The 24,636-nt window shown below is 40.6% G+C and carries 20 protein-coding genes; 15 read left to right on the forward strand and 5 right to left on the reverse strand.

The window, feature by feature from the left end:
- Positions 1 to 2: 2 nt before the first annotated feature.
- Positions 3 to 977, reverse strand: coding sequence for a tripartite tricarboxylate transporter substrate binding protein (locus tag ABE954_RS08640; protein WP_048607533.1), 975 nt, complete (start codon positions 975 to 977; stop codon positions 3 to 5).
- A gap of 311 nt (positions 978 to 1,288) precedes the next feature.
- Here ABE954_RS08640 and tctD point away from each other — a divergent pair, with 311 nt between their 5' ends.
- Together tctD and ABE954_RS08650 are read left to right on the forward strand one after the other, a co-directional pair.
- Complete coding sequence (tctD, locus tag ABE954_RS08645; protein WP_042844502.1) at positions 1,289 to 1,957, forward strand: transcriptional regulator TctD; 669 nt, start codon at positions 1,289 to 1,291, stop codon at positions 1,955 to 1,957.
- Positions 1,954 to 3,381, forward strand: coding sequence for a sensor histidine kinase (locus tag ABE954_RS08650; protein WP_048607532.1), 1,428 nt, complete (start codon positions 1,954 to 1,956; stop codon positions 3,379 to 3,381). Before tctD ends, ABE954_RS08650 begins: the two co-directional genes overlap by 4 nt.
- A gap of 63 nt (positions 3,382 to 3,444) precedes the next feature.
- On the opposite strand, the gene ABE954_RS08655 is transcribed toward ABE954_RS08650, so the two are convergent.
- From ABE954_RS08655 to ABE954_RS08665, 3 genes are all read right to left on the reverse strand, one after another.
- Entirely contained in the window at positions 3,445 to 4,149 is a 705-nt protein-coding gene (locus ABE954_RS08655) for a hypothetical protein (protein ID WP_166687195.1), read from the reverse strand.
- 387 nt (positions 4,150 to 4,536) lie between these two features.
- A complete protein-coding gene (locus ABE954_RS08660) occupies positions 4,537 to 9,204 on the reverse strand; it encodes a sel1 repeat family protein (RefSeq protein WP_371025854.1) in 4,668 nt (1,555 codons plus the stop codon).
- A 378-nt stretch (positions 9,205 to 9,582) separates the two neighbouring features.
- Entirely contained in the window at positions 9,583 to 10,506 is a 924-nt protein-coding gene (locus tag ABE954_RS08665; protein WP_042844494.1) for a DMT family transporter, read from the reverse strand.
- Between the two features lie 101 nt (positions 10,507 to 10,607).
- Between ABE954_RS08665 and ABE954_RS08670 the strand changes: the two genes are divergently transcribed.
- The 12 genes from ABE954_RS08670 (at position 10,608) to ABE954_RS08725 (ending at position 22,720) form a co-directional block, all read left to right on the forward strand.
- On the forward strand, positions 10,608 to 11,411 hold the full coding sequence (locus ABE954_RS08670) for a helix-turn-helix transcriptional regulator (RefSeq protein WP_042844491.1): 804 nt from the start codon (positions 10,608 to 10,610) through the stop codon (positions 11,409 to 11,411).
- Between the two features lie 96 nt (positions 11,412 to 11,507).
- Positions 11,508 to 12,638, forward strand: coding sequence for a 4-phosphoerythronate dehydrogenase PdxB (gene pdxB, locus ABE954_RS08675; RefSeq protein ID WP_042844489.1), 1,131 nt, complete (start codon positions 11,508 to 11,510; stop codon positions 12,636 to 12,638).
- A 72-nt stretch (positions 12,639 to 12,710) separates the two neighbouring features.
- Positions 12,711 to 13,721, forward strand: coding sequence for an aspartate-semialdehyde dehydrogenase (locus tag ABE954_RS08680; protein ID WP_042844487.1), 1,011 nt, complete (start codon positions 12,711 to 12,713; stop codon positions 13,719 to 13,721).
- Positions 13,721 to 14,536, forward strand: a complete 816-nt coding sequence (gene truA / locus ABE954_RS08685; RefSeq protein WP_042844485.1) for a tRNA pseudouridine(38-40) synthase TruA — start codon at positions 13,721 to 13,723, stop codon at positions 14,534 to 14,536. The genes ABE954_RS08680 and truA overlap by 1 nt, the downstream gene beginning before the upstream one ends.
- Positions 14,537 to 14,602: 66 nt before the next feature.
- Complete coding sequence (locus ABE954_RS08690) at positions 14,603 to 15,289, forward strand: DedA family protein (protein WP_042845356.1); 687 nt, start codon at positions 14,603 to 14,605, stop codon at positions 15,287 to 15,289.
- A 103-nt stretch (positions 15,290 to 15,392) separates the two neighbouring features.
- Entirely contained in the window at positions 15,393 to 16,373 is a 981-nt protein-coding gene (gene accD / locus ABE954_RS08695) for an acetyl-CoA carboxylase, carboxyltransferase subunit beta (RefSeq protein WP_042844483.1), read from the forward strand.
- The gene (gene folC, locus ABE954_RS08700; protein WP_131680538.1) at positions 16,363 to 17,652 is read left to right on the forward strand and encodes a bifunctional tetrahydrofolate synthase/dihydrofolate synthase; all 1,290 of its coding nucleotides are present in this window, start codon (positions 16,363 to 16,365) and stop codon (positions 17,650 to 17,652) included. The genes accD and folC overlap by 11 nt, the downstream gene beginning before the upstream one ends.
- Before the next feature lie 5 nt (positions 17,653 to 17,657).
- Positions 17,658 to 18,308 (forward strand): cell division protein DedD, encoded by a 651-nt coding sequence (dedD, locus tag ABE954_RS08705; protein ID WP_042844480.1) that lies wholly within the window; start codon positions 17,658 to 17,660, stop codon positions 18,306 to 18,308.
- 180 nt (positions 18,309 to 18,488) lie between these two features.
- A complete protein-coding gene (cvpA, locus tag ABE954_RS08710; RefSeq protein WP_042844479.1) occupies positions 18,489 to 18,992 on the forward strand; it encodes a colicin V production protein in 504 nt (167 codons plus the stop codon).
- A gap of 14 nt (positions 18,993 to 19,006) precedes the next feature.
- Positions 19,007 to 20,524, forward strand: a complete 1,518-nt coding sequence (gene purF / locus ABE954_RS08715; protein WP_042844478.1) for an amidophosphoribosyltransferase — start codon at positions 19,007 to 19,009, stop codon at positions 20,522 to 20,524.
- 643 nt (positions 20,525 to 21,167) lie between these two features.
- On the forward strand, positions 21,168 to 21,992 hold the full coding sequence (locus tag ABE954_RS08720) for a YwqG family protein (RefSeq protein ID WP_048607526.1): 825 nt from the start codon (positions 21,168 to 21,170) through the stop codon (positions 21,990 to 21,992).
- A 155-nt stretch (positions 21,993 to 22,147) separates the two neighbouring features.
- Positions 22,148 to 22,720 (forward strand): UbiX family flavin prenyltransferase, encoded by a 573-nt coding sequence (locus tag ABE954_RS08725; RefSeq protein WP_042844474.1) that lies wholly within the window; start codon positions 22,148 to 22,150, stop codon positions 22,718 to 22,720.
- 137 nt (positions 22,721 to 22,857) lie between these two features.
- Here ABE954_RS08725 and ABE954_RS08730 read toward each other — a convergent pair whose 3' ends face one another.
- A complete protein-coding gene (locus tag ABE954_RS08730; RefSeq protein WP_129466098.1) occupies positions 22,858 to 23,766 on the reverse strand; it encodes a TIGR01777 family oxidoreductase in 909 nt (302 codons plus the stop codon).
- A gap of 322 nt (positions 23,767 to 24,088) precedes the next feature.
- Here ABE954_RS08730 and yfcD point away from each other — a divergent pair, with 322 nt between their 5' ends.
- Positions 24,089 to 24,634, forward strand: a complete 546-nt coding sequence (gene yfcD, locus ABE954_RS08735) for an NUDIX hydrolase YfcD (RefSeq protein ID WP_042844471.1) — start codon at positions 24,089 to 24,091, stop codon at positions 24,632 to 24,634.
- Positions 24,635 to 24,636 lie beyond the last annotated feature (2 nt).

Here is a 24,636-nt window from a genome sequence, read left to right on the forward strand (position 1 = left end):
CGTTATTTGGCTAAACCAAATGCACGGGCTTGCTCACGATACTGTTCGATTTCTTTTTTTACGTAGCTATCGAGTTCTTGCCCAGTTAAGTTATATTCAAACAAGCCACGAAGTTCACGTTGCTTTTTGAAATCTTCGGTTTGTTGGAGTTTTTGGAATGCCTCGACCCATTGGTTGTAGTCCTCATCGGACACTTTGGGCCCCATATAGAAACCACGAATAATTGGCCAAACAATGTCATAGCCTTGTTCTTTCGCCGTAGGGATTTCGGATAAGCCATCACCGAGGCGTTTATCGGCATAGACCGCTAGGATACGAATTTTGCCTTCATTGATATACGGGGTCATCTCGCTAATATCCCCTGATAACACCTGTATATGGTTTCCAAGTAGAGCTGTTAGGGTTTCACCACCACCTTCAAAAGCAACGTAACGCATTTTTCTTGGATCTATATCGATAGCTTTAGCGAGTAGTGCGGTTTTCATCCAGTCTTGACTGCCAATAGAACCACCGGCTCCAAACACGATGCTATTCGGGTCTTTTTTAAAGGTATCCATTAAATCATTAAGGGTTTTATAAGGGGAATCTGCACGTACAGCAATCATCCCATAGTCGCTGCCCACACTGGCTAGCCAACGGACATCATTCTCGTTATAGCGACCAAACTTACCTTGCGCTAGGTTGAGTAATGAGCCACCTGAGAAAGCAACAATCGTTCCTGGTTCAGCAGGGCGCTGCGCCACGATGGCATTATAGGCTACCGCACCAATGCCTCCGGGCATGTAAGTAACACGCATTGGTTTTTCAATTTCTTTAGTTTCAAGCATGGAAACTTGGACTAATTTACAGGTTAAGTCGAACCCCCCTCCAGGTTTGGCTGGGGCGATACATTCAGTACGCTCTGGTAGAGCACTTGCTTGGTTAACGCCAACTAAAAATATTGCTGTTGCTAAGGCCTTGATTGTATATTTTTTCATTTTTCTTTCCTTACTAAGACAATAATTAAAGAACTATGTTATTTACTTCTTGTTGTGTAGATGTTGCATCATTGTCTGACAAAGCTTTCATTTACCTTTCATTAACAAATATTATTATTTTTATGTGATATATATCAGATTGTTTTGTATTTCTGCTTTTTTGTTATGTTAATTTAATGTTAAATTTAAATTGTTGATTCCATTTAACCGTAATAGTTGTGATGGATACAGTAAAAACGATGACAATTGCTTTTCAATCACGATAGGTAATGCCAACGTATACAGATAAGTAATTATAATGAGTATGCGGAATGAGAATTTTATTGGTTGAAGACCATGACGAGTTGTCATTGTGGTTACAAAAGGCATTATCGTCATCAGGGTTTGCGGTTGACATTGCCAGTGATGGCGCCATCGCAGATCAATTATTACAAACAGAACAATATGCCCTTGTTGTGCTTGATGTATCTCTTCCACGAATGAGTGGGTTGGAAGTATTGGCGCAAATGCGAAAACGTCATCAAGAGATCCCTGTTTTGCTGTTGACGGCAAACTCGGATGTGGCTGACCGTGTCCAAGGCTTAAATGCAGGTGCGGATGATTATTTAACAAAACCTTTTGATATCGCTGAGTTAGAAGCTAGGATTCGTGCCTTACTAAGGCGTAGCCAAGGGCAAGTCAATGAACCGCAGCGTTTTGGTGCGCTGTGTTATCACGAAGAAGGTTATTTTTTACTTGGTCAAGAACCATTAGGGTTAACCCCAAGGGAATATGCGGTATTAAATACCTTGTTTCACCGACGAGGACGCCCAGTTTCAAAGATGCAATTATTTGAACAAGTGTTTTCTTTGTCCGATGAAGCCAGTTTACAAAGTATTGAATTATATGTTCACCGAGTGAGAAAAAAACTCGCAGGTTCGGATGTTAACATCAATACGTTACGTGGATTGGGATACCGATTAGAGCAGTGTAGTGTATGAAATTAGTCTCTCATCCACGCTCTCTCTTTCATCAGTTGCTGCTCTTTTTCGGTATCCCCCTCATTTTATTGGGGGGATTTTCGGTTTATACCCATTATTATAGTGCTAAGAACGCTGCAAATTTAGCTTATGATAGAACGCTACTCGCCTCTGCTCGTACTGTGGCAGAAAGGCTACAAGTGGTAAATGGGCATTTATCTGTTAGCGTACCTTATGTGGTATTGGATAGTTTCGAACTGAATAATAATGACCGAATTTTTTATCAAGTTATTTCCCCTGACGGTGAGACTATCTCCGGTTATGATGACTTACCGCCAATTCCCTCTTATTGGATGCGCTCACAGCACTATACTGCGCTAGTTTATTTTTATGATGCACAGTATAAGGGCTTGCCTATTCGCATTGCAGCGTTTTATCAACCCATTAATGAAGGTGGCATCACTGGGATGGTTGAGATCCGTGTTGCGGAAACCGTTTATTCACGACAAGATCTCGCTAATCAATTATTAATCTCCGCGCTGATGAGCCAAGGTACGGTGGTGCTTTTAACCTTAGTTCTTGCCTATATTTTACTTAGTAAGTTATTGGCGCCATTGAAAAAATTGTCCAACTTAATGTTAAGCCGTTCCGCTAATGATTTAACACCATTGCCAGATTTACTGCCATGGTCTGATTTATCGCCATTAATTGATGCATTGAACCGCTATATTTCCCGTTTAAAGCGGATGGTGAGGCGACAAGAGCGTTTCAGTGCGGATGCATCCCATCAATTGAAAACACCATTAACGGTGTTGAAAACACAGGTTTCAGTCGCGATTAACAGTCAAGATGCTAATCAGCGGCAACAGAGTTTACAAGCTATCGATAAAACCCTCGATAATACGATTATTCTCACTGATAGGCTTTTGCAACTATCTCGGTTAAAAGCGCATGAAAAAGAAGCCGTTACGCAGTATCGTGCTGTTAATCTAGTCGAAATTGTTCATCAAACCTGTTTTACGCGGCTGACTCATGCAGAAAGTCAATGTGTGGATTTGGGCTATGAAGGGCTCGATGTGGCTTGGATCAAAGGTGAACCCATTTTATTGGCAGAAATGTGCGCAAATCTAATCGATAACGCAATAAAATATACGCCAGCAAATGGCGTGGTGACAGTGCGTGTTGTAAATAGTGATGACAAGGCGCATTTTGTTTTGGAAGTCGAGGACTCAGGGCCAGGGATACCAGATGCAAAGATTAACCGTTCTATGGAAGCGTTTACTCGTTTAAATAATGCCTTAGGGAAGGAAGGGGCTGGTTTAGGTTTGGCTTTGGTTAAAGATATTGCTAGTTACCATGGCTCTGAACCACAACTATTAAAAAGTAAATTACTCAATGGATTGTTGGTTCGAATCGCATTTAAAGCTAGCCAAGCACCACGGTAAGAGAAGCGCCCTTATTTGGGCGCTTTGGTGCCAAAGTTTAAACGCAGTAAAAACTGGATGTGTTTAGTCTCGCATTGGTATTAGTATATTTAGTTGTTTGTTATTTGAATAACCGTGTTTAAAATCACTAGCCATTGTGTTTTGTTTGAGACTTGCCATTGAGGATGATAATAATGATTCCGTATCTAACTGGTTTTTGTTATTGAAAGGTGTATTAGTCAACTTCTCATTATTTTCTTTTTCATTTAAGGATGCCTCGATTGATTTTATTTTTACATCTGTATTGTATATTTCGTCAAGTAAAGTCGATAAATCTTGTGAAATTAAATTGTTTTCTTTATTTTCTGAATGGTCGTAAAGGTATTTTGCAAGGTTGTTTTTTGAATTAGTTATTTTTTCTTCCCATAAATAGATCTTATCAGTAGATTCTGATTTCTTTTTTTCGTTTAATTGATGGCGTTGTTCAGTAATCTCTAACAATGCATTTCCAATTGTTTTATAATAAGTTTTCTCGCTAACATTAGATATGGCAGATTTTAATGGAACATAATTATGAATGTTAGAAATAAAATCATTCTTCACTGCTGTTAAGTATTCTTTTTCTCGCCGCATCTCCGATATATTGATATTTTTTTTATCAGATTGTCGAGGAGTTAATAGATGGGGCTTATTAATTTCATTTTGTTCGTTTTTTGTGTTTTTAGTGATTGATTTTTCTCTGTTTACTATAGATGTGTTTGATGCATTATTTTTTAGATTTGAATTCACAATAAATACTCCATATTAATTAGGGGCTTTCTAACGTTTGTAATCCGTAATCAATAAAATATAAACCAACTAAACAAAGATAACTAATTTTTATTTAAAATGAGTTCTAAATAGTTATTATTGGAATAATTATATGACTAATTTTTTAATAATTAGATGATTTTAAGCGGAATTCTATATTTATCAGGAATATATTATTAGATATATTGATAAGCTTTTGTGTTTTATTGAAAATCAACTAGGAAAAGACTAAATGTTATATCCATAAATGGTAATCGGAACTAAACAATATAACCGACTGATATATTGAAGTATCCAAATAATAACTGATAATAATAAAAAGGATTCGATAAAGGCGCTAAAGCAAATTAGCGCCTTTATCGTTAATTATTTATTAATGAGTTTAAAATCCCACTCTTTTAGTGCTTTAATTGAGTCCTCGTCTTGGTATTTAGCACCGAGTTCAAGGTAATCATGGGCTTTTTGCAGGTCTGCTTTGCTCTTTGTTCCGACCCAACCATTGTAATACATGTAGGCCAGCTTGTATTTTGCCATTCCATGATGAGTCCCTTGCTCTAGGTTTGTCATATCATAATATTTGGCTGCACCAACATAATCTTTTGGTACTCCTTGGCCAAAATACAGCATATCACCGGCTTGGTGCGCGGTATTACTGTCATTTTGTTGTGAGCCTAAGTCAAAGTAATAAAGCGCTTTAGGAAAGTCTTTCTCAATACCGCGCTCATTGTCTTTGCGGTAAAGGTTACCTAAAATATTATAAGCACGAGGATAGCCATTTTTACCTGCTAATTCATAGTAGTAGATCATCTTTTGCGTGTCTTGCGGTACTCTTTCACCCCGAGCATAAGCGATACCTAAGGAGAAAGCTGCCATTTTATCACCCGCTTCAGCCTTCACACGTTGTTCTTCAATTTGTTTAGCAAAGCGACCATATTTTTGGAATGTTTGCTCATCATTGAAACGTTGTTCAATCGCTTGTCGCTCCTGTGGTGATAACTGCTCTAATAATTCAATATTTTTAGGGTCTTTTTTCAGACGCAATGCCGTGTAATAGGCTTGTTTCGCATCCCCTTTTTCCACATAGGCTTTGTACAGGCTACTTAGCGCATGACTCTCATGATAGTTCAATGAAATTAGATACCATTCAATAGCCTTATCGATATCTTTTTTCATATCACATTCACCAGCTAAGTAAGTATCCCCCATTTTTTTACTTAAACTTTCAGCTGAACGAATATAATTCCGCTCAGTATTCTTCTCGAAATTCTTCTTTTGTAGCCACTCTTTTAAGTAAGTGCTTGCCTTATCCAGATCGGCATTATCGCTATTACTGCAATATTCACCAGGGTAATTTATTTCATACAGTTTCTCAATGGCATCTAAGTCGCCTTTTTCATAAGCACGCTGTAAGTAACCCAAAGCTTTCGGCGCATCGGTTCTTGCGTAATAGCTATAAAGATTAAGCAATGCATCTGTACGGTTATTTTCTTCGCTTTGCAGCAATTCTAAATATTTTTTATCATCTTTAGGGCGGTTAAGGTTTTTCTTGTTATTACGAATACCTTTTTGATACAAATTGGCTAATGTATTGAATGCCATACTAGAAATTTCATCATCAGCTGACTTGATACCTTCTTGTAGGTATTGAATGGCTGAATTATAGTCCGTTGAACTGGTTAGAACGTCGCTGTCATACAAGTAGTCTTTGGCTAGTTGGACCTTGGAAAATAAGTCACCTTTTGCTGCACCTTCAAGGTAATTTTGGTGTTTGACTTGTTTATCGCTGGTGACTTGGTCAAGAGCTTGATAAGCGGCTAAATTGCCTGCTTCAATGCTCTTTTTATACCAAGTTTGGGCGGCTAATGCGCGACTGTAATCCTTATACCAATCTCCGAGTTTCATATAGGCTGAAGTATCACCATTTTGCGCAGGAACAACGATGGAGTTATAGGTTTCGATATAATTATCAACACGTTTAGGGTTTGAGTGTTTTTTTAAATAAACAATAGCTTGATCCCAGTCTGGTTCTTTCAACCAAGACATTTTGTCTTCGTTGAGTATCCCCATATACAGGGTTTTTGTATAAAGGCTAATTGCGTTATCATTTCCTTCATCGCTAGCAAGCTTTAAGTATTTTAAGGCTTCTAATTTGTCTTCTTTGATCCCTTTACCATAATAATAGGCTCGGCCTACTTTATATTTAGCCTCTGAACTTTCATTGAGCATTTTCATGCTGATGTCATAGTCATTCATATACTTAATGAACTCGTTCCCCCAACTTCCTGCTTTAATGTAATATTCACGGGCTTTTTGGCGATTTGGTGCAACAAGGCGACTACCGTTTAAATATTGATGTGCTAATTTGCGGGTGTAGTCTTTGCTACCGATAGCGGCTAATTGGTCGTAATAACCAAGAATCTTCGCTTTATTAGCATCAATGAGTGTGTCTTGGCTGTAATAATCCACTAATTCTTTTAAAGCGTTTTTATTATTCAACTTTGCACTAGCGGTCAAGTATTGTAGCCATTTTTTCTCATCGACTTTTTGCCCATAGTTACCGAATTTATAAGCATTGGCGAGGGTACGAATGGCATCAGAGTCATTATTTTTTGCCTTTTCCTGAATAGTAATAAACGAGGCTCTTGCTTTTTCAATTTCTCTTTTACGTGATTTTAAAAAACTGAAATCTGGGTCAGAGATTTTGTTGTAATATTCCATTGCGAGATCATAGTCAGAATCTTCCCCATAATTACCTTTTTGGTAAATTTCCCCCAGCTCATATAAACAGCGGTTGCTGCCTAATGCTGCACACTTTTTATATTGTGGGACGAGGTCTTTCGGTGTTAACCCTGTGATTTTCTGAAAACGCTGCTTATAGTAGGGCTTGTCATTATAATAATTAACGCCATCCAAATTTTGAGCAATATATAAAGACGCTGTGGTATTGCCTAATTCTGCGGCTTTTATAATGGTATCGTAATAAGGTTTTAGCTCTGCATCACTTAGGGTATCAACTTGGGTCAACTGGGTAAGTTGCTTGATGCCATAAAAGTAAGTGATATCCGCATCAACCCCAATTTGTGGTTCGATACGCTTTAAGGCTTCGGTGTTATTTTCGGATAGGGCTAAATCGACTAATAAACGTTTAGCGTGTATGGTAGCCAAACCAAGTTTTAATAAAATGTCATTGGCGGTATTAAAGTCTTCTTTTGACAATCGTGACTTGCTATCAGGTGAAGCGAGTACGTCAACAACTAAGTTCACAGCACGTTTGTTTTCTTCCGGCTTATATTTTAATAATGAGGCTGCATAATGAATACGGCTGCTATCATTATTTTTACTGGATTCTTCATACAGTTCAAAGGCTAGATTGCTATTTTTCTCCGCATCTTCGCGTAATAAATAATCCGCATAGAAATGCGCTAATGTATAGTTTTTTCTTTCAATGACATCATTTTTGAGAATATCAATGATCGTTTTCTCGTTGACGTAGTCTTTTATATCATATTGATAATAGAGTTGAACTAACAGGCGGTCAGCTGTCGACTTGTAGCTATTTTTACTTAAACCTTTTTTCAGTATCTCTACGGCTTCTGGCAAGTTCTGCTTAGTACCAAACCCATTGATATAGTAACGAGCTAACTGCATTTGTGATTCATAATCGGGTGCAATTCGGTTAGCTTTTGCGAGTGTTTCAAAGGATTTTTCTGGTGAATAGAATGAGCTATTTTTATTGCGGTATACTTGGCTTACAACGATCAAAGCTTCTGGAGAATTAGGGTATTTCTCGATTAATATCGGAGTATATTTTTTTATAGTATCTACTAATTGTTTATTTGGAAAACGGTAACTGTAAATAGCTTTTTCGATAATAGTAATTAACGATTTTTGATGGCCTAAATCTGCGGCGTTAATTAAATATTTATTCGCTAATTCATCATCGCGTTTTACATCATAATTAAAGGTATTACCTGAATAGACCTGATAGGCTTGGTATAATGCATCGGGATATTGCCCCTCAGCGGCCTCTGTCAAATCTTTAATATTATCTCTATCTGCGAGGTAATTAAAATATAGCGCTTTGGGAGCCCGTTGTTGTATTAAAGGCCGCAAATACATTACAGCTTTATTTTTATTCTTACGGACATCTTCGCCTGTCATGTATTTTTGATATAAAATATACATAGCAGTTTCATCACCTTGACTGGCTCGGGTTTCAAGGTTAGCGATTATTTGTTGTTTTTCTTCTGGCGTTAGTGAGCCATAAATTGATAATGGCGCAGGTTCAAATCTCTCAGCATCGGCAATAAATTCGAAAGCTGATGCCATTGACATACTTTCATATTTTTTTGCAAAAATCTTATTTGGCGTAATACCATTGCCGCCTTCTTTATAAATAGATGCTAATAACATAGCCGGTAATGGGAAGTCTTTACTGACTAAGGGGGTTAAGATTTCGACTGCCTTTTTATTATCTTTATCAACCTTATGGGCAATATAACCGAGTGCAAATTTAGCTAGACGTGAATCTTGTTCCGCAGCCAGTGTAAAGTATTTCCGAGCTAGTTCGGTATTCTGCGGAATATCTTCATATTTAGCTTCCATATAAATACCGCCAACCATCACTTGAGCCTCAATTACACCGAGATCCGCAGCTTTAGTTAAAGAGGTTACGCCATATTTATCGTCAGGGGTATCCTCTATTTGTTGATCATAACGGTAAAAGCCCAGATTATAGAGCGCATTTTTATTGTTCTGTGCTGCAGATTTAACCAACCAACTTAGTGCTTTACTCTCATCAGGTTGAGTACCTATCCCATCTTTATACATTGTGGCTAATGCATAAGCGGATTGGGAGTCAACATCAGCCGTATTTTCAAATTGCTTAAAAGCGGCTTCGGTATCGCCTTGTTGATATAAATCGTAACCAGCTTGTGCGGAATTGGAATGGCCTAATGCATTGATAAAGTAAATGCCAACTGCAATAGCAATTACTATAAATATGCAAAGCCAAACTTTAAGTTGTTTAGTCATTGTTATTCCTTATTAAAGGTCATGTATGACATGACGTGTTCCATCAGTGCACATCGAGTCAATATTTGGTTTTGAGTGAAAATACTACTTAATGGGTAGAACGATTTTAGTTAAGTCTAATTGCTTAAGAAGAAGATTCAATCAGAATTTCCCTTTATTGCTTGCTCAGATTAGCTTTGCACAAGCTTATCAGCGAATGACAGACAAAGGGTGACTGAGACGTTTTAGAGCGTTACAAAATATAAATGACGAAAAACCGTGCAGGAATGTGGGAAGAAATATATTGAGGAAAATAGATAAAACATAGCCCCACAGAGTGGGGCATATGAGTCCACGACATTGCTTTTATTGCTTTAAGTTATAAGTTGTAGCGGCAGGTTACTGACAAGTATCTTCTTGCTGTGCCACTTTTTTATTACGGCTAAATACTTGCGTCAGTGGGGTACGTAATTGTTGCGCTAACATTACCCCTAATAATACAACACCTCCACCAATTAAATGATAGCTTTTTAATTCTTCGCCAAGAGCAAAAACGGCAATAATGGCGGTAAAGACCGGAGCAAGGTTCATAAAGATAGACGTGGTATTTGCCCCTAGCCGCATTACGCCTTGGATCCATAGCGCAGGGGCAATGATGGAGGCGGCGATCCCTGCAAATACGACTAGCCCAATATTGTGGCTGTTGAGTGACACATCATCAGCTAACAAAAAGTTAGGCAATAGCAGAATAACCCCAAAGAACACCTGCACATAGAGTGAATCCCAGCTAGATAATTGGATTGACCAACGCTTAGTTAATACACCGTAGAGGGCATAAGCTGCTGATGCTATTAGCATCATGATTTCGCCTTGGCCTAAGCCATGAGAAAATAATGAGATAGGGTTACCTTGGCTAACGAGCCACGACAGGCCCAATAATGACAGGGCGGAGCCCAATACAATACCGACAGTTGGGATAACACGTAATACGAAAATACTGATCACAACGGTTAATAATGGGATCAGTGAGTTCATTATCCCCATAAAGGTCGCACTGACACTATGGGCAGCGTAATAGGCTAAGCTTTGGTATAGCATCATGCCCAGAGCCCCTAAAATGGCTAATTGCCACCAGTGTTTCATGACGACTTTGTGGTTTCGTAGCACCGAACGTAATACAAATGGGGTCATGACGATTAGCGCCAACGCCCAGCGGTAAAAAGAAATTGCAGCAGGGTCAATAGCCGTGGATGCTGCTTTGTTAACAATCGCATTGATAGACCATAATAAAACCGCAATTAGCGGAAAAAGAAGACTTTTCATTAAAACACTCTCCCGTATCGAATGCGCAGTAGTATACATCTGTCTGGTTTTTTATATATACTGATATTCAGACAATCGATAACGCTTTTCAGACAGGTATCATGGAAACTTCAAAATCAGATATTTGGCAAGTCAGTGAATGCAATATTATTGAGCCTGAACTTATTGCTTTTCGCCACGAGCAAACTGCCGCGCTGACGGAATACAAATCCCATTCACACCCATTTGGGCAAATGTTATATGTGGTTTGCGGTATTATGGAAATGGAAGTTGCGGGTAAGCACTATTTAGCGCCACCTGAGTTTTGTATTTGGATACCTGCAAATATTTCCCATGCTAGCTTTAATAAAGAAAGTGTCAAATTTCGTATTATTGATTTCTCACATCAATACAATCAAATATTAGCTCAACGGCCGTGCGTGATTAAATTAAGCCCTATATTTCAATCCATCATGAGCGATATGTATCAAAGAGGCATTGTACAACCAGAAACTGAACAAGATCTACGGTTAGCTCATGTACTCATTGACCAGTTTTCATTATCACCTTGCCAAGATACTTATTTGCCTAACACTAAAGACAAGTTTTTAGCGCCAATCTTACTGGAATTGCAAAATGACCCTGCGGATAATACGACCTTGGCTGGGTGGGCAAAACGTTTTTATACCTCAGAGCGTACATTGTCACGACGCTGCCAACAGGAACTCGGTATGTCATTTAGTGAATGGCGTCAGCGCTTGCGCTATCTTCATGCGGTTGCGGGTCTTGAATGTGGTAAAAGTGTACACGAAGTGGCACTTGATGTTGGATATAGCTCTGCGTCGGCATTTATTGCGATGTTCCAACAAATTTCAGGGGTAACCCCGGACCGTTTTCGAGCGAAAGAGTTTGTGACAGAAGATTAGTTTACATTGGAACGTTAACTCTCATAGGCATCTGGGGCAAAGCGTGGCAAAATATTGCGATGCAAAGCCGTATCGTCAATAGATTGGGACAAAACAGTGAAAATTTTAGTTGATGAAAACATGCCTTATGCTCAGGCATTATTTAGTGAACTGGGCGAAGTTAAAGCTGTACCGGGGCGTCCAATACCCGAACACGAATTAATAAACGCGGACGCATTAATGGTACGGTCGATCACCAAGGTGAATGAATCTCTATTGAAAAATACGCCGGTTAAATTCGTTGGAACGGCAACAGCAGGTTTTGACCATGTAGATACTGCATGGTTGGCAACGGCAAATATCGGTTTTTCTTCTGCACCCGGTTGTAATGCTATTGCGGTAGTGGAGTACGTTATTTCATCGTTATTATTCCTTGCGGAACGTGATAACTTTGATTTACGTGATAAAACAGTAGGGGTCATTGGTGTAGGGAATGTCGGTGGGCGTTTAGCTGAGCGGTTAAACGCTTGGGGCGTAAAAACCTTATTATGTGATCCTCCACGTGCCGCTATGGGCCAACAAGAAGATTTTGTGTCTTTTGAAACCGTATTAGCGCAGGCGGATGTGTTAACTTTCCATACGCCATTGAATCTTTCTGGGGAATATCAAACTTTTCATTTAATGAACCAAACCCACTTAGAAAACCTACGTGATGGCACCATTTTAATTAATGCTAGCCGGGGTGAGGTGGTTGATAACCAAGCATTATTAAAAACATTGCAACAGGGGAAACCGTTGAGTGTGGTACTGGATGTTTGGGAGCCGGAACCTGACTTGTCTACTGAGCTATTAGCTTTGGTCGATATTGGTACACCGCATATAGCAGGTTACACCCTAGAAGGTAAAGCAAGGGGAACGACGCAAGTTTATGAAGCTTACTGTCAATTTATCGGTAAATCCGTGCAAATTTCCCTTTCATCATTGTTGCCAAAACCGGATATTAGCGAGTTAACCTTCAATGGTAAATTAACGCAAAGCCAACTCAAAAGATTAGCCCATCTTGTGTATGATGTACGCCGTGACGATGCCAAGCTGCGCAAGGTAGCAGGTATTAAAGGGGAATTTGATAAGCTGCGTAAAAACTACCAAGAACGTCGCGAATGGTCATCACTCAATGTGGCTTGTGATAACGCCGATGTTGTCGCGCAGCTTAATGCATTAGGGTTCAGTGCTTATTTAGCAAATTAATTGGTATAATTTTTTATCATTAAACGATCTCATTAATGGGGTCGTTTAGTTTTTATTACTAGAGGAATAGCCATGACTGAAGGTTGGAATATTGCAGTATTAGGCGCAACTGGGGCTGTAGGTGAGGCCATTATCTCACTGCTAGAAGAAAGGGAGTTTCCAGTTGGCGAACTGTATTTACTAGCCAGTGAGCGTAGTGCGGGGGAGAGCGTACGTTTTAGTGGCAAAAGTATTCAAGTTGAAGAGGTGAATGGTTTTGATTGGTCGCAAGCGCAAATTGCTTTTTTTGCGGCTAATGAAGCGGTTAGCATGCAATATGCAGAATTAGCGGCACAGGAAGGTTGTATTGTTATTGATACAAGTGGCGTATTTGCTCAAGAACCTGATGTGCCATTAGTGGTACCAAATGTAAATCCTCAAGTTTTAGCTGATTACCGCAATCGTAATATTATTTCTTTGGCAGATAGCTCCGTGAGTCAATTAGTCACAGCGATTAAACCGCTGGTGGACGCAGCAGGCTTAGGGCGAATTACCTTAACGAATATGTTATCCATGTCGAGTTATGGTAAAGCAGCCGTGGATGAACTTGCAGGGCAAAGTGCACGTTTATTAAATGGTATTCCTGCGGAAGAAGGGCGTTTTAGTAAGCAACTTGCTTTCAATATGTTGCCTTTATTGTCAGACATGGAGGGGAGTGTTGTTCAAGAACGCCGTCTTGTTGAACAAGTGCGCAAAGTACTCCAAGATGAAGGTTTACCTGTTGCTGTTAGTTTTATTCAGTCGCCTGTTTTTTATGGAAATGCTCAAGTTGTCTACTTGGAAACGTTACGCCCTTTGAGTGCAGAAGAAGCGAATGAAGAACTTGAACGTTTTGCGGATATTCAGGTCTCAGAAGAAGGGGATTATCCAACTCAGGTAACGGATGCTTCTGGCAATGACCAACTAAGTGTCGGCTGCGTTCGTAATGATTATGGCGTTCCTGAAATATTACAGTTTTGGTCGGTGGCGGATAATGTGCGCTTCGGTGGGGCACTGATGGCAGTAGAAACCGCTGAAAAATTAGCTCAGGAGCTATTCTACTGATGTCAGAACCAACAAAGTTGTATCGGGTTGCGTTAGGGGTCGAATACAACGGTAGTCGCTATTTTGGTTGGCAACGCCAACAAGAAGTGAAAAGTGTGCAAGGGTGCTTAGAAATCGCCTTGTCAAAGATTGCCGCAGAGCCGATCAACGTATTTTGCGCGGGTCGTACGGATGCAGGTGTTCATGCCACTGGGCAGGTGGTGCATTTTGAAACCTCAGCCAATCGCAAAGAAGCGGCTTGGACTATGGGGGCAAATACACATTTGCCTGCGGATATTGCAGTTCGTTGGTGTAAACCTGTGAATGATGAGTTTCATGCACGGTTTAGTGCCACCGCTCGCCGCTACCGTTATGTGATCTTCAATCATCGCTATCGGCCTGCAATTTTATCTAATGGTGTAACTCATTTTCACTACCCATTAGATGAAAAAAGAATGCATCAAGCGGCTCAGTCACTTTTAGGTGAGCGTGATTTTACCTCATTCAGAGCAGTCCAGTGCCAATCAAAGTCTCCATGGCGTAATGTAATGCACGTGAATGTGAGTCGCCATGGTCATTATGTGGTGGTGGATATTAAAGCCAATGCCTTTGTTCACCACATGGTTAGGAATATTGTTGGTAGTCTGTTGGAGATAGGGTGTGGCAATCAAGGTGTTGATTGGATACAACATCTTCTTGAGCTAAAAGATCGCACCAAAGCAGCGGCAACGGCAAAAGCTGAAGGCTTGTATTTGGTGAGCGTCGATTACCCTGAACAATTTGCATTGCCGCAGAATGTTATGGGGCCTCTTTTTCTTGCAGATGAACTGATATAAAGCAAACTTTTTATTTGTCCCATCATTGTTGGGAATGGCATGGACGCTATCATTAATGAGGATTATATGGAATTCATCACTTTTATTATCGACTTTATTTTACACATAGATGTGCACCTTGCTGAACTCGTTAGAGACTACGGTACATGGGTATACGGGATCTTATTCCTGATCCTTTTTTGTGAAACAGGTCTAGTGGTCACACCATTTTTACCTGGGGATTCGTTATTATTTGTTGCGGGTGCAATTTCAGCATTAGACAGCAATGATTTAAATGTTCACTTAATGGTCGCATTAATGATTACTGCTGCGATTATTGGTGATGCAGTGAATTACACCATTGGACGTGTTTTTGGCGAAAGGTTATTTAAAAACCCGGACTCAAAAATTTTTCGTCGCGTATATTTAGAAAAAACCCATGAATTTTATGAAAAACATGGTGGTAAAGCGATTATACTGGCTCGTTTCGTGCCGATAGTAAGAACATTTGCGCCTTTCGTTGCAGGAATGGGGAAAATGTCTTATCGTCATTTTGCCTTTTATAATGTCGCAGGTGCATTTATATGGGTATTATTATTTACCTATGCAGGTTATTTATTCGGTGATTTACCGATTGTACAAAAGAATTTGAAATTATTGATAGTCGCGATTATCTTTGTTTCAATTTTGCCGGGTGTGGTTGAAATTATTCGCCATCGCCGTAAGGCCGCGAAAGAAAAGCGTGCTACAGCGCAAAAAATCGATAACCGTTAAGCGGTTTAAAAAGTTTTTATCTACAGTGAGATATCATTGTGGTTTAATGGCAAAAAATACCTACTGGTGATAACCAGAGTGAATCAGACAAAAAGGTCCATTAATGAGCTGGATTGAAAAAATATTAAAGAAAGGTAACTTGACCCAATCACACAAAGCCAATATCCCAGAAGGGGTTTGGACGAAATGCGATAGCTGTGGGCAGGTGTTATACGGTGCTGAATTAGAGCGTAACTTATCAGTGTGTCCTAAATGTGACCACCATATGCGTATTCATGCACGCCAACGTTTAGAAACCTTCCTTGATGAAGACTCAACGTCCGAATTAGGTAGTGAACTTGAGCCAAAAGACCTCCTCAAGTTTAAAGACTCAAAAAAATATAAAGACCGACTTTCAGCCGCACAGAAAGAAACGGGCGAAAAAGATGCCATTATTGTCATGAAAGGGACCCTAAAAGGGATGCCGGTTGTCGCTGCGGCATTTGAATTCGCCTTTATGGGGGGGTCAATGGCATCGGTTGTTGGTGCTCGTTTTGTCCGCGCAGTGGAACAGGCTTTGGAAGATAACTGTCCATTGGTGTGTTTTTCATCAAGTGGTGGCGCTCGTATGCAAGAAGCGTTGTTATCATTGATGCAAATGGCAAAAACCAGTGCAGCGTTGGCAAAAATGCAAGAACGCGGCTTACCGTATATTTCAGTACTAACTGACCCAACTATGGGTGGCGTTTCTGCTAGTCTTGCAATGTTAGGGGATATTAATGTTGCTGAGCCTAAAGCCCTGATTGGTTTTGCTGGCCCGCGTGTTATTGAACAAACGGTACGTGAAAAACTGCCACAAGGTTTTCAACGCAGTGAGTTTTTACTCGAAAAAGGCGCTATCGATATGATAGTCCGCCGCCCTGAAATGCGTGACCGCTTGGCTGAAGTCTTGGCAATGTTAACGAATAAGCCTAGTTTTACTGAGGCGCCAATTATTGTTGCAGAAAATGTAGAAGTTGACATTGATATTACTGATGAGACTGATGGCTTTGAGGTAGACGTACAAGAAAAGGAACCTGCAAAGCATAAAAAAGATGATGAGTAATTTAATCATTCCTAATGCCAAGTCTCCATTGGAGACTTGGCTTTCTTACCTCACCGACTTACATAGCCAAAATATTGATATGGGGTTGGAACGAGTCGGTCAAGTCGCTAGGCAAATGAACCTCACACAGCCTGCACCTCGAGTTATCACTGTCACTGGAACTAACGGTAAAGGGACAACGTGCCATACGTTAGAGTCTATTCTGATGGCATCAGGGCTCAAGGTTGGGGTCTATAGCTCACCACATCTTGTTCGTTATACAGAGCGTGTGCGTATTCAAGGCCAAGAACTTGCAGAGTCAGAGTTTTGCGCAGCGTTTGCGACCATTGAATCACAACGTGAAAACATTTCGCTTACCTACTTTGAATACGGTACCTTGGCTGCATTACAGTTATTTAAGCAAGCTGAACTGGATGTGGTTATTTTAGAAGTGGGGCTAGGCGGCCGCTTGGATGCAACAAATGTTGTGGATGCCGATATTGCAGCGATCACCAGCATTGCGTTAGATCATACAGACTGGCTTGGGGCTGATAGAGAACATATTGGCTATGAAAAAGCGGGTATTTTCCGTTCTGGTCACTATGGTGTAGTCGGTGAACCTGATATGCCTGCGTCTATTGCTCAAGTGGCGGATAAACTAGGTACGGTGCTTTTTCGTCGTGGTGCGGATTGGCAATATAGTGAACAAGCGGGAAGTTGGTCATGGAAAAGTGCTCAACATGAGTGGCATAATTTACCATTACCGAATGTCCCATTAGCGAATGCAGCAACCGCGCTTGGTGTTATTAGCTGCTTATTATTGATTGATGTTGATATCGCCCAAAAAGTTACAGAAAGCGCAATTCATCAAGGGTTAAAATCGGCTCAATTGCCAGGGCGTTTTCAGGTTATCGGTGAAAAACCATTGATGATTTTAGACGTGGCACATAACCCGCATGCTGCAGGCTATTTAGTCAGTAAATTAGCCGAACTTCCTGTTATGGAAGGGCGTCATATTCGTGCGGTTGTCGGTATGTTAGGTGACAAAGATATTAAAGGCACTCTTGATTGCCTGTCACAGCAAGTTACTGATTGGTATATTGCGCCATTAACTGAATTTAGAGGGGCTGATGTCGCTACGCTTAGCCAACATTTAGCGCAAGCGAATGAATTTGATTCCGTAGAAAAAGCATGGCAACAAGCTTGTCTTGATGCAAAAGAGCAAGATGTGGTTGTTGTGTGTGGGTCATTTCATACTGTCGCCCATGTTATGATGTTATTAGAAAACCAAAAAGGATAGTGCCGGTGGCTAGTAAATTTCAGAATCGTCTTGCTGGCGCCATTGTTCTTGTTGCTGTAGGGGTTATCGTTCTCCCTGCACTGCTTGATGGCGATAAGAAATATAATGAAAATGAATTTGCGGCCATTCCTATTATCCCTAAACCGGGTGATGAAGAAGATATTGAAGCGATAGCGCCTATCGCCAGTACGACATCAACAGCTTCTTCTGAAGGGGCTTCTGAAGCGATGCTGTCAGAAGCGATAACACAGCAGCAAAATGAACAAGTTGAAGCGGCAACATCGGCTGAAAATAATCCACCTGCTGTTGTTGAGCCAGTAAAACCAATCAAGCCAGAAGTTAAACCAGAGCCTAAGCCACAACCGAAAGTTGAACCAAAACCGGAGCCTAAACCCGAAGTGAAACCAGCTCCGCAAGGTAAAGCGTTTGTTGTGCAAGTTATTGCCTTAAACAATGCAGCTAAGGTAGAAGAAATTGTGGCAAAACTCAGGTTGTCTGGTTACCAAGTGTATACGGTTCCCGCTAAGCCAGTGAATAATAAACTCACACGTATTTACGTGGGGCCAGAAGCCTCTAGGCAAAGGCTAGAGGCCGCGTTACCAGAGCTAAATTCGATTACAGGGACTAAAGGGATAATTCAAACCTATAAACCTTAAAATTAAAGATCCAATAATCCCTAAAAGGTAAGGGGATTTAGTAACTTACTGCGGCGATTATGATTTTTTCTTTTCGCCGCTATTTTTTTAAATTTGATAGAAAAATGGTTACGCAAACGTTTTCGTTTTCTGTTAGAATGCACTTCGCTGATGTCGTGAGTGCGAATTTTGGAATGGAATATGGTCTGGATAGATTACGCAATTATCGCCATTATTGGCTTCTCGGCACTGGTTAGCTTGATCCGTGGTTTTGTACGTGAGGCATTATCACTAGTGACATGGGGTTGTGCTTTTTTTGTTGCAAGTACCTTTTATCCTTATTTAGCCAGCTACTTTACGCGCTTTGAGGATATACTTGTTAGAAATGGCATTGCTATCGCTGCATTATTTATTGCCACCCTTATTGTGGGGGCAGTAGTGAACTATGTGATTAGCTCATTAGTACAAAAAACGGGGTTATCAGGCACAGATCGGGTTCTGGGGATCTGCTTCGGTGCGCTGCGTGGTGTGTTAATTGTTTCGGCCTTATTGTTTTTTCTCGATACATTTACACCACTTCCTCAAAGTGAGGATTGGCAGCGTTCGGAACTTATTCCGCAGTTCAGTCATATCATCAGGTGGTTTTTTGACTACCTGCAAAATGCGTCAAGTTTCCTACCGGAGAATATTTCTCCGTCTGGCTGATGAGGAAAGACTAAATGTGCGGTATTGTCGGTATCGCCGGTGTAACACCGGTAAACCAATCGATTTATGATGCTTTAACGGTGTTACAACACCGTGGGCAAGATGCAGCAGGTATTGCCACTATTGATGGCAAAAATAATATTCGTTTACGCAAAGCGAATGGTCTGGTTAAGGATGTGTTTGAAACACGTCACATGCTCAGGTTACAAGGCTGTATGGGGTTAGGGCATGTTCGTTACCCAACTGCGGGGAGTTCAAGTGCTTCTGAAGCTCAACCTTTCTACGTAAACTCACCTTTTGGTATCACCCTTGCTCATAATGGTAATCTGACAAATGCTCATGAACTCACTCGGAGTTTATTTGAAACAGCACGCCGCCATGTCAATACCACATCGGATTCTGAAATATTACTCAACGTATTAGCTTATGAGCTAGATAGGTTTGACCATTTCCCTCTTGAGCCAGATAACGTATTTAGTGCTGTCTCAGCGATGCACAAAAAACTACGCGGCGCCTATGCTTGTGTGGCACTTATTATTGGCCATGGGATGTTAGCATTCCGTGACCCTCATGGTATTCGTCCCCTAGTATTAGGGCGTCGGGTCACAGAGAAGGGTGAGCACGAATATATGGTGGCTTCTGAAAGTGTCGCACTTGATACACTAGGTTTTGAGTTTTTACGGGATGTCGCCCCCGGTGAAGCGGTCTATGTCACTGAGAAAGGCCAATTATTTACCCGTCAATGCGCAGAAAACCCACAATTGACGCCATGTATTTTTGAATACGTTTATTTTGCTCGCCAAGATTCCTTTATTGATAAAGTCTCGGTCTACAATGCAAGGTTGCGCATGGGGCAAAAACTTGGCGCTAAAATTGCCCGTGAATGGGAAGATTTACACATCGATGTTGTGATCCCTATTCCTGAGACTTCGTGTGATATTGCTCTGGAAATAGCACATATCCTTGATAAACCGTATCGCCAAGGGTTTGTAAAAAACCGTTATGTGGGTCGGACGTTTATCATGCCTGGTCAACAAGAGCGTCGCAAATCAGTCCGTCGTAAGCTCAATGCGAACCGAGCAGAGTTCCGTGACAAAAATGTCTTATTGATTGATGACTCAATAGTGCGTGGCACCACATCTGAGCAAATCGTTGAATTAGCGCGTGAAGCGGGAGCAAAAAATGTTTACTTTGCTTCAGCGGCACCGGAAGTGCGTTTTCCGAATGTCTATGGCATTGATATGCCAAATGCTAATGAGCTAATTGCTCATGGTAGGGAAGTGGATGAAATTCGTAAATTAATTGGTGCAGATGGGTTAATTTTCCAAGATTTAGCTGATTTGGTGGATGCGGTTCGTGAGGAAAATCCAGAAATTAATGAGTTCGAATGTTCTGTGTTTGATGGTATTTACGTCACCAAGGATATCGACCAAAGTTATTTAGATTATCTGGAAAACTTACGTAAAGATGACGAGCTAAAATTGAAAGATAAGAGTGAGGTTGAAGACCTCGAAATTTATAACGAAGGCTAAATTTTCGTCATAGTTTCGGTTACAGCGTTGTTGGCTTCATTCAGCTACCCAAGTCACATACTTTTGTATGCTCCTTGGGATAGTTTCATTTGCCGCCTAGCTGTAACCGAAACTATTTAGAAAATTAATCGTGATTCTATTTTTATCATTATTTAATTTTCTAACGTTGTTAGCTTCATTCAGTTACCCAAGTCACATACTTTTGTAGGCTCCTTGGGATAACTTCATTTGCCGCCTAGCTGTAACCGAAACTATTTAGAAAATTAATCGTGATGCTATTTTTATCATTATTTAATTTTCTAACGTTGTTAGCTTCATTCAGTTACCCAAGTTACCTACTTTTGTATGCTCCTTGGGATAACTTCATTTGCCGCCTAGCTGTAACCGAAACTATTTAGAAAATTAATCGTGATGCTATTTTTATCATTATTTAATTTTCTAACGTTGTTGGTTTCATTCAGTTACCCAAGTTACCTACTTTTGTAGGCTCCTTGGGATAACTTCATTTGCCGTCTAGCTGTAACCGAAACTATTTAGAAAATTATAACGTTAAATGAAGGCGTAAGTTACAGTTATATCTGATTTAAAACGCGCAAAATTCGAGTAAACTAGAGGGACATTAACTGCCTATCTGGAGCTATATATGGCTGATTTCAACTCCCTTCCTGATGTGATTAAACCTTTCGTAGATAAAATCAAAGCCACTAAAAAATCCCTTGTTGAAATGACCTTAACCCCCGTTGAAGAGTATGTGTGGTGGGAAAGCCGTGTGGGCGGAATGCCTTATTTGCCGCTTGGTGAAAAATACCCAACAAATAGTGAAGGGACACCACTAAAACTGCTTGCGCAAATTAACTTTGCACAAATGCCTAAGTTAGAAAATTACCCAGAAAAAGGGCTGTTACAGTTTTTTATTGGTGGAGATGATTTGTATGGGGCTGATTTTGAAGATAAGCAAAAACAAGAGGATTTTAGAGTTATCTATTGGGAAAATATTATTGAAGATATTAGCCAGTTAACACAAGATTTTTCCTCAGTAATTGCCGCACATACTGATGACTATTACACGCCCATCGACCATCAATATAGTATTGAATACACACCTGCAGAACAATACATTAGTATCGATGATTTCCAGTTCGGGCAGAAAATCCTTGGGGTTGATAACCTCTATGATTATGAAGAACAGTTTGAAGGTGAAGACTTCTATGATGAATGGGTTGAACCTTACAGTGATTCATTTGAATCGGGTGCGCACTGTATTGGAGGCTACCCATTTTTTACTCAATCTGATCCAAGAGAATATGAAGAAAATATCCAGCAATACGAACTATTACTGCAAATAAATACGGATTATGAAATCGGTATTATGTGGGGGGATATGGGCGTCGGTAATTTCTTTATTCACCCAGATGACTTGAAAAAAAGAGATTTTAGTCGAGTAGTGTATAACTGGGACTGTGGCTGATCACCAAAATCCTTAATATCCTATAGGCTTTTGTCGTGTTGGCAGCGCTTTTCTAACCAAGTTGTATATTCTTGGGATGGCTTCATTTGCCGCCAAGCGACAACTGGAAGCCTTTGGTATATAATCGCAAAAAAAATCGCGAATTGGGCTGCTAAATGAAAAAACTGATCATCGGGTTAACTGGGGCAAGTGGTGCTATTTATGGCATTAGGCTGCTTGAAGTATTAAAACCTGTCAAAGGGATAGAAACCCATTTGGTGATGAGTGCAGCCGCACGGCAAACATTGGCGTTAGAAACCAAGTTTAGCGTAAAAGAAGTGCAACAATTAGCTGACCATTATTATGATAGCCGTGATATTGCAGCGGCAATTTCATCAGGTTCTTTTCGTACTGAAGGGATGGTCATAATGCCTTGCACAATGAAAACCCTTTCTGGGATTGTGCACAGCTATACTGATACTTTGGTGACCCGAGCTGCGGATGTTGTACTCAAAGAAGGGAAAAAACTCGTCCTAGGGGTACGGGAAACGCCATTACATGTCGGCCACCTGCGTTTAATGGTGCAAGCGGCTGAAATGGGAGCCGTGATCATGCCCCCCATGCCTGCATTTTACCATCAGCCTGAAACTATTTTAGATATTGTTGACCAAACCGTTAACCGCGTTATCGACCAGTTTGATATTACCCTTGAACACGATTTATTTCATCGTTGGCAAGGAGCTAAATAATTTAGTACGGTAGTTATGCTTGGTTATTAAGTATTCTTGAGCCAAACATAACACTAGGGTCAGTATTAAGGTTAAAATTTTCCATCGAAATAGGTAAAAACCATTTCGTCTAGAGATATGAGTAGCGTTAAGAAGGGTTACCTTTCTTTGGAAACCAATAAGTCTTCTAATGCAATTTTTAATTCGATAAATTCGAACTGAAACCCCGCTTCTTCTAAACGTTTAGGTATGGCTTGCTGCCCACCTAATACTAAAGCCGCGGATTCGCCTAAAATAGTTTTGATCACAAAAGCTGGAGTGCGGACAAAAGAAGGGCGGTTAAGTACATCCCCTAAAACAGCAGTGAATTGGTCATTATGCACAGGATAAGGTGCAGTCATATTGAAAGGGCCTGAAAGTGTTGGAGTCGTCAGCAAAAAGTAAATCGCATTGACCATATCGTTGATATGTATCCATGGCATGTATTGTTTGCCGTGACCGATTGGGCCACCAGCCCCCATTTTGAAAATGGGCAGAATTTTACCTAGAACCCCACCATTGGCGGATAATACGAGGCCTGTACGTAATAAGCACACGCGTGTTTTGTCGGACGCGGCATTTTCAGCAAGGGCTTCCCAATGTTGCGCGAGTTGATGGGTAAATTCGTCGTGGGGTTGTTCATCTTCTGTGACGACAGATTGGCCTTGATCGCCATAGTAACCCACGGCTGAGCCCGATAAAAAGACGCAAGGCGGTGTTTCACTAGCAGCAATCAGTTCAGCGAGTCGCTGGGTGATTTTCCAACGGCTATCACAAAGGCGTTTTTTCTGCTCATCAGTCCAGCGTTTTTCAGCAATAGGTTCGCCAGCTAAGTTAATGACAGCATCAAAGTCATTGAGATGATTGACGTCATTTAACGTTGTCCAACATTCAACAGCCTTACAAAAATGGCTATACACTTTTTGTGGCGAACGGCTCAATACTGTGACCTGATGACCAAGGGAAATGAGTTTTTGGACAAGAGGCGTACCAATGAGCCCCGTACCACCAGTGATGAGTATATTCATTTTTTGCACCCCTTAAAGCCTCGCCAATGATGAATGTTTACATTATCAATTTTATCGCTGTAATTCAGTGATTGTATGGTTTTTATTTTCTAACTATAGCATTTATAAACTAAGTTTGTGTATTCCGGCGACACGAATGTAAAAATATTGTTACCAATACACATCTTCTCGTCCGATGATCTTTTTTGTGATAGCAACTCAATGCAAATTCAGCTAGGATCGAAAACCGAATGTTAGTTAAAGCATATCTTGTATTGCCTTTTATTGCGGCAATCAATCTATGGCATAAGCTGTTTCAGGCAATTTTGAAAAGGTTTACAGGATGGAACAACAAACCGAAGTCGTTGAGTGGGTAGATATTGTTGATGAAGATAATATCGTGATTGCTCAGGCAACCCGTAGCCAAATGCGAGCTGAGAACTTACGCCACCGTGCAACTTACATTGTGGTGCATGATGGCATGGGGAAAATATTGGTGCAACGACGTACTGAAATTAAAGATTTTCACCCTGGTTTTTTAGATGCAACGGCGGGTGGCGTTGTTACACAAGGTGAGAATATTCTTGATTCTGCTAAACGTGAAGCCGAAGAAGAGCTGGGTATAGCAGGCGTGCCTTTTGCCGAGCATGGCCATTTTTATTTTGAAGATGAGCACTGCCGTGTATGGGGTGGGTTATTCAGTTGTGTGAGCCATGGCCCTTTTGCATTGCAAGAATCAGAAGTGGCTGAAGTGAGTTGGTTAACGGCTAAAGAAATCAGTGCCCGTTGTGATGAATTTACCCCTGATTCTTTAAAAGCACTTTCTTTATGGTTAACTCGTAATAACGAGTCTGAAAAAGCCATTACTTGTGCTGAAAACTCTCAATAAAT

This window comes from Providencia sp. TYF-12 (assembly GCF_041344805.1).
Taxonomy (GTDB): domain Bacteria; phylum Pseudomonadota; class Gammaproteobacteria; order Enterobacterales; family Enterobacteriaceae; genus Providencia; species Providencia huashanensis.

Bases quoted from the DNA above. Each gene is read 5' to 3' on its own strand.
- folC (WP_131680538.1), top strand. From the start codon at position 16,363: ATGATGAGTAATTTAATCATTCCTAATGCCAAGTCTCCATTGGAGACT.
- ABE954_RS08720 (WP_048607526.1), top strand. From the start codon at position 21,168: ATGGCTGATTTCAACTCCCTTCCTGATGTGATTAAACCTTTCGTAGAT.
- truA (WP_042844485.1), top strand. From the start codon at position 13,721: ATGTCAGAACCAACAAAGTTGTATCGGGTTGCGTTAGGGGTCGAATAC.
- purF (WP_042844478.1), top strand. From the start codon at position 19,007: ATGTGCGGTATTGTCGGTATCGCCGGTGTAACACCGGTAAACCAATCG.
- ABE954_RS08725 (WP_042844474.1), top strand. From the start codon at position 22,148: ATGAAAAAACTGATCATCGGGTTAACTGGGGCAAGTGGTGCTATTTAT.
- ABE954_RS08650 (WP_048607532.1), top strand. From the start codon at position 1,954: ATGAAATTAGTCTCTCATCCACGCTCTCTCTTTCATCAGTTGCTGCTC.
- ABE954_RS08730 (WP_129466098.1), bottom strand. From the start codon at position 23,766: ATGAATATACTCATCACTGGTGGTACGGGGCTCATTGGTACGCCTCTT.
- tctD (WP_042844502.1), top strand. From the start codon at position 1,289: ATGAGAATTTTATTGGTTGAAGACCATGACGAGTTGTCATTGTGGTTA.
- ABE954_RS08665 (WP_042844494.1), bottom strand. From the start codon at position 10,506: ATGAAAAGTCTTCTTTTTCCGCTAATTGCGGTTTTATTATGGTCTATC.
- ABE954_RS08670 (WP_042844491.1), top strand. From the start codon at position 10,608: ATGGAAACTTCAAAATCAGATATTTGGCAAGTCAGTGAATGCAATATT.
- ABE954_RS08690 (WP_042845356.1), top strand. From the start codon at position 14,603: ATGGAATTCATCACTTTTATTATCGACTTTATTTTACACATAGATGTG.
- yfcD (WP_042844471.1), top strand. From the start codon at position 24,089: ATGGAACAACAAACCGAAGTCGTTGAGTGGGTAGATATTGTTGATGAA.
- accD (WP_042844483.1), top strand. From the start codon at position 15,393: ATGAGCTGGATTGAAAAAATATTAAAGAAAGGTAACTTGACCCAATCA.
- cvpA (WP_042844479.1), top strand. From the start codon at position 18,489: ATGGTCTGGATAGATTACGCAATTATCGCCATTATTGGCTTCTCGGCA.
- ABE954_RS08680 (WP_042844487.1), top strand. From the start codon at position 12,711: ATGACTGAAGGTTGGAATATTGCAGTATTAGGCGCAACTGGGGCTGTA.
- ABE954_RS08660 (WP_371025854.1), bottom strand. From the start codon at position 9,204: ATGACTAAACAACTTAAAGTTTGGCTTTGCATATTTATAGTAATTGCT.
- ABE954_RS08640 (WP_048607533.1), bottom strand. From the start codon at position 977: ATGAAAAAATATACAATCAAGGCCTTAGCAACAGCAATATTTTTAGTT.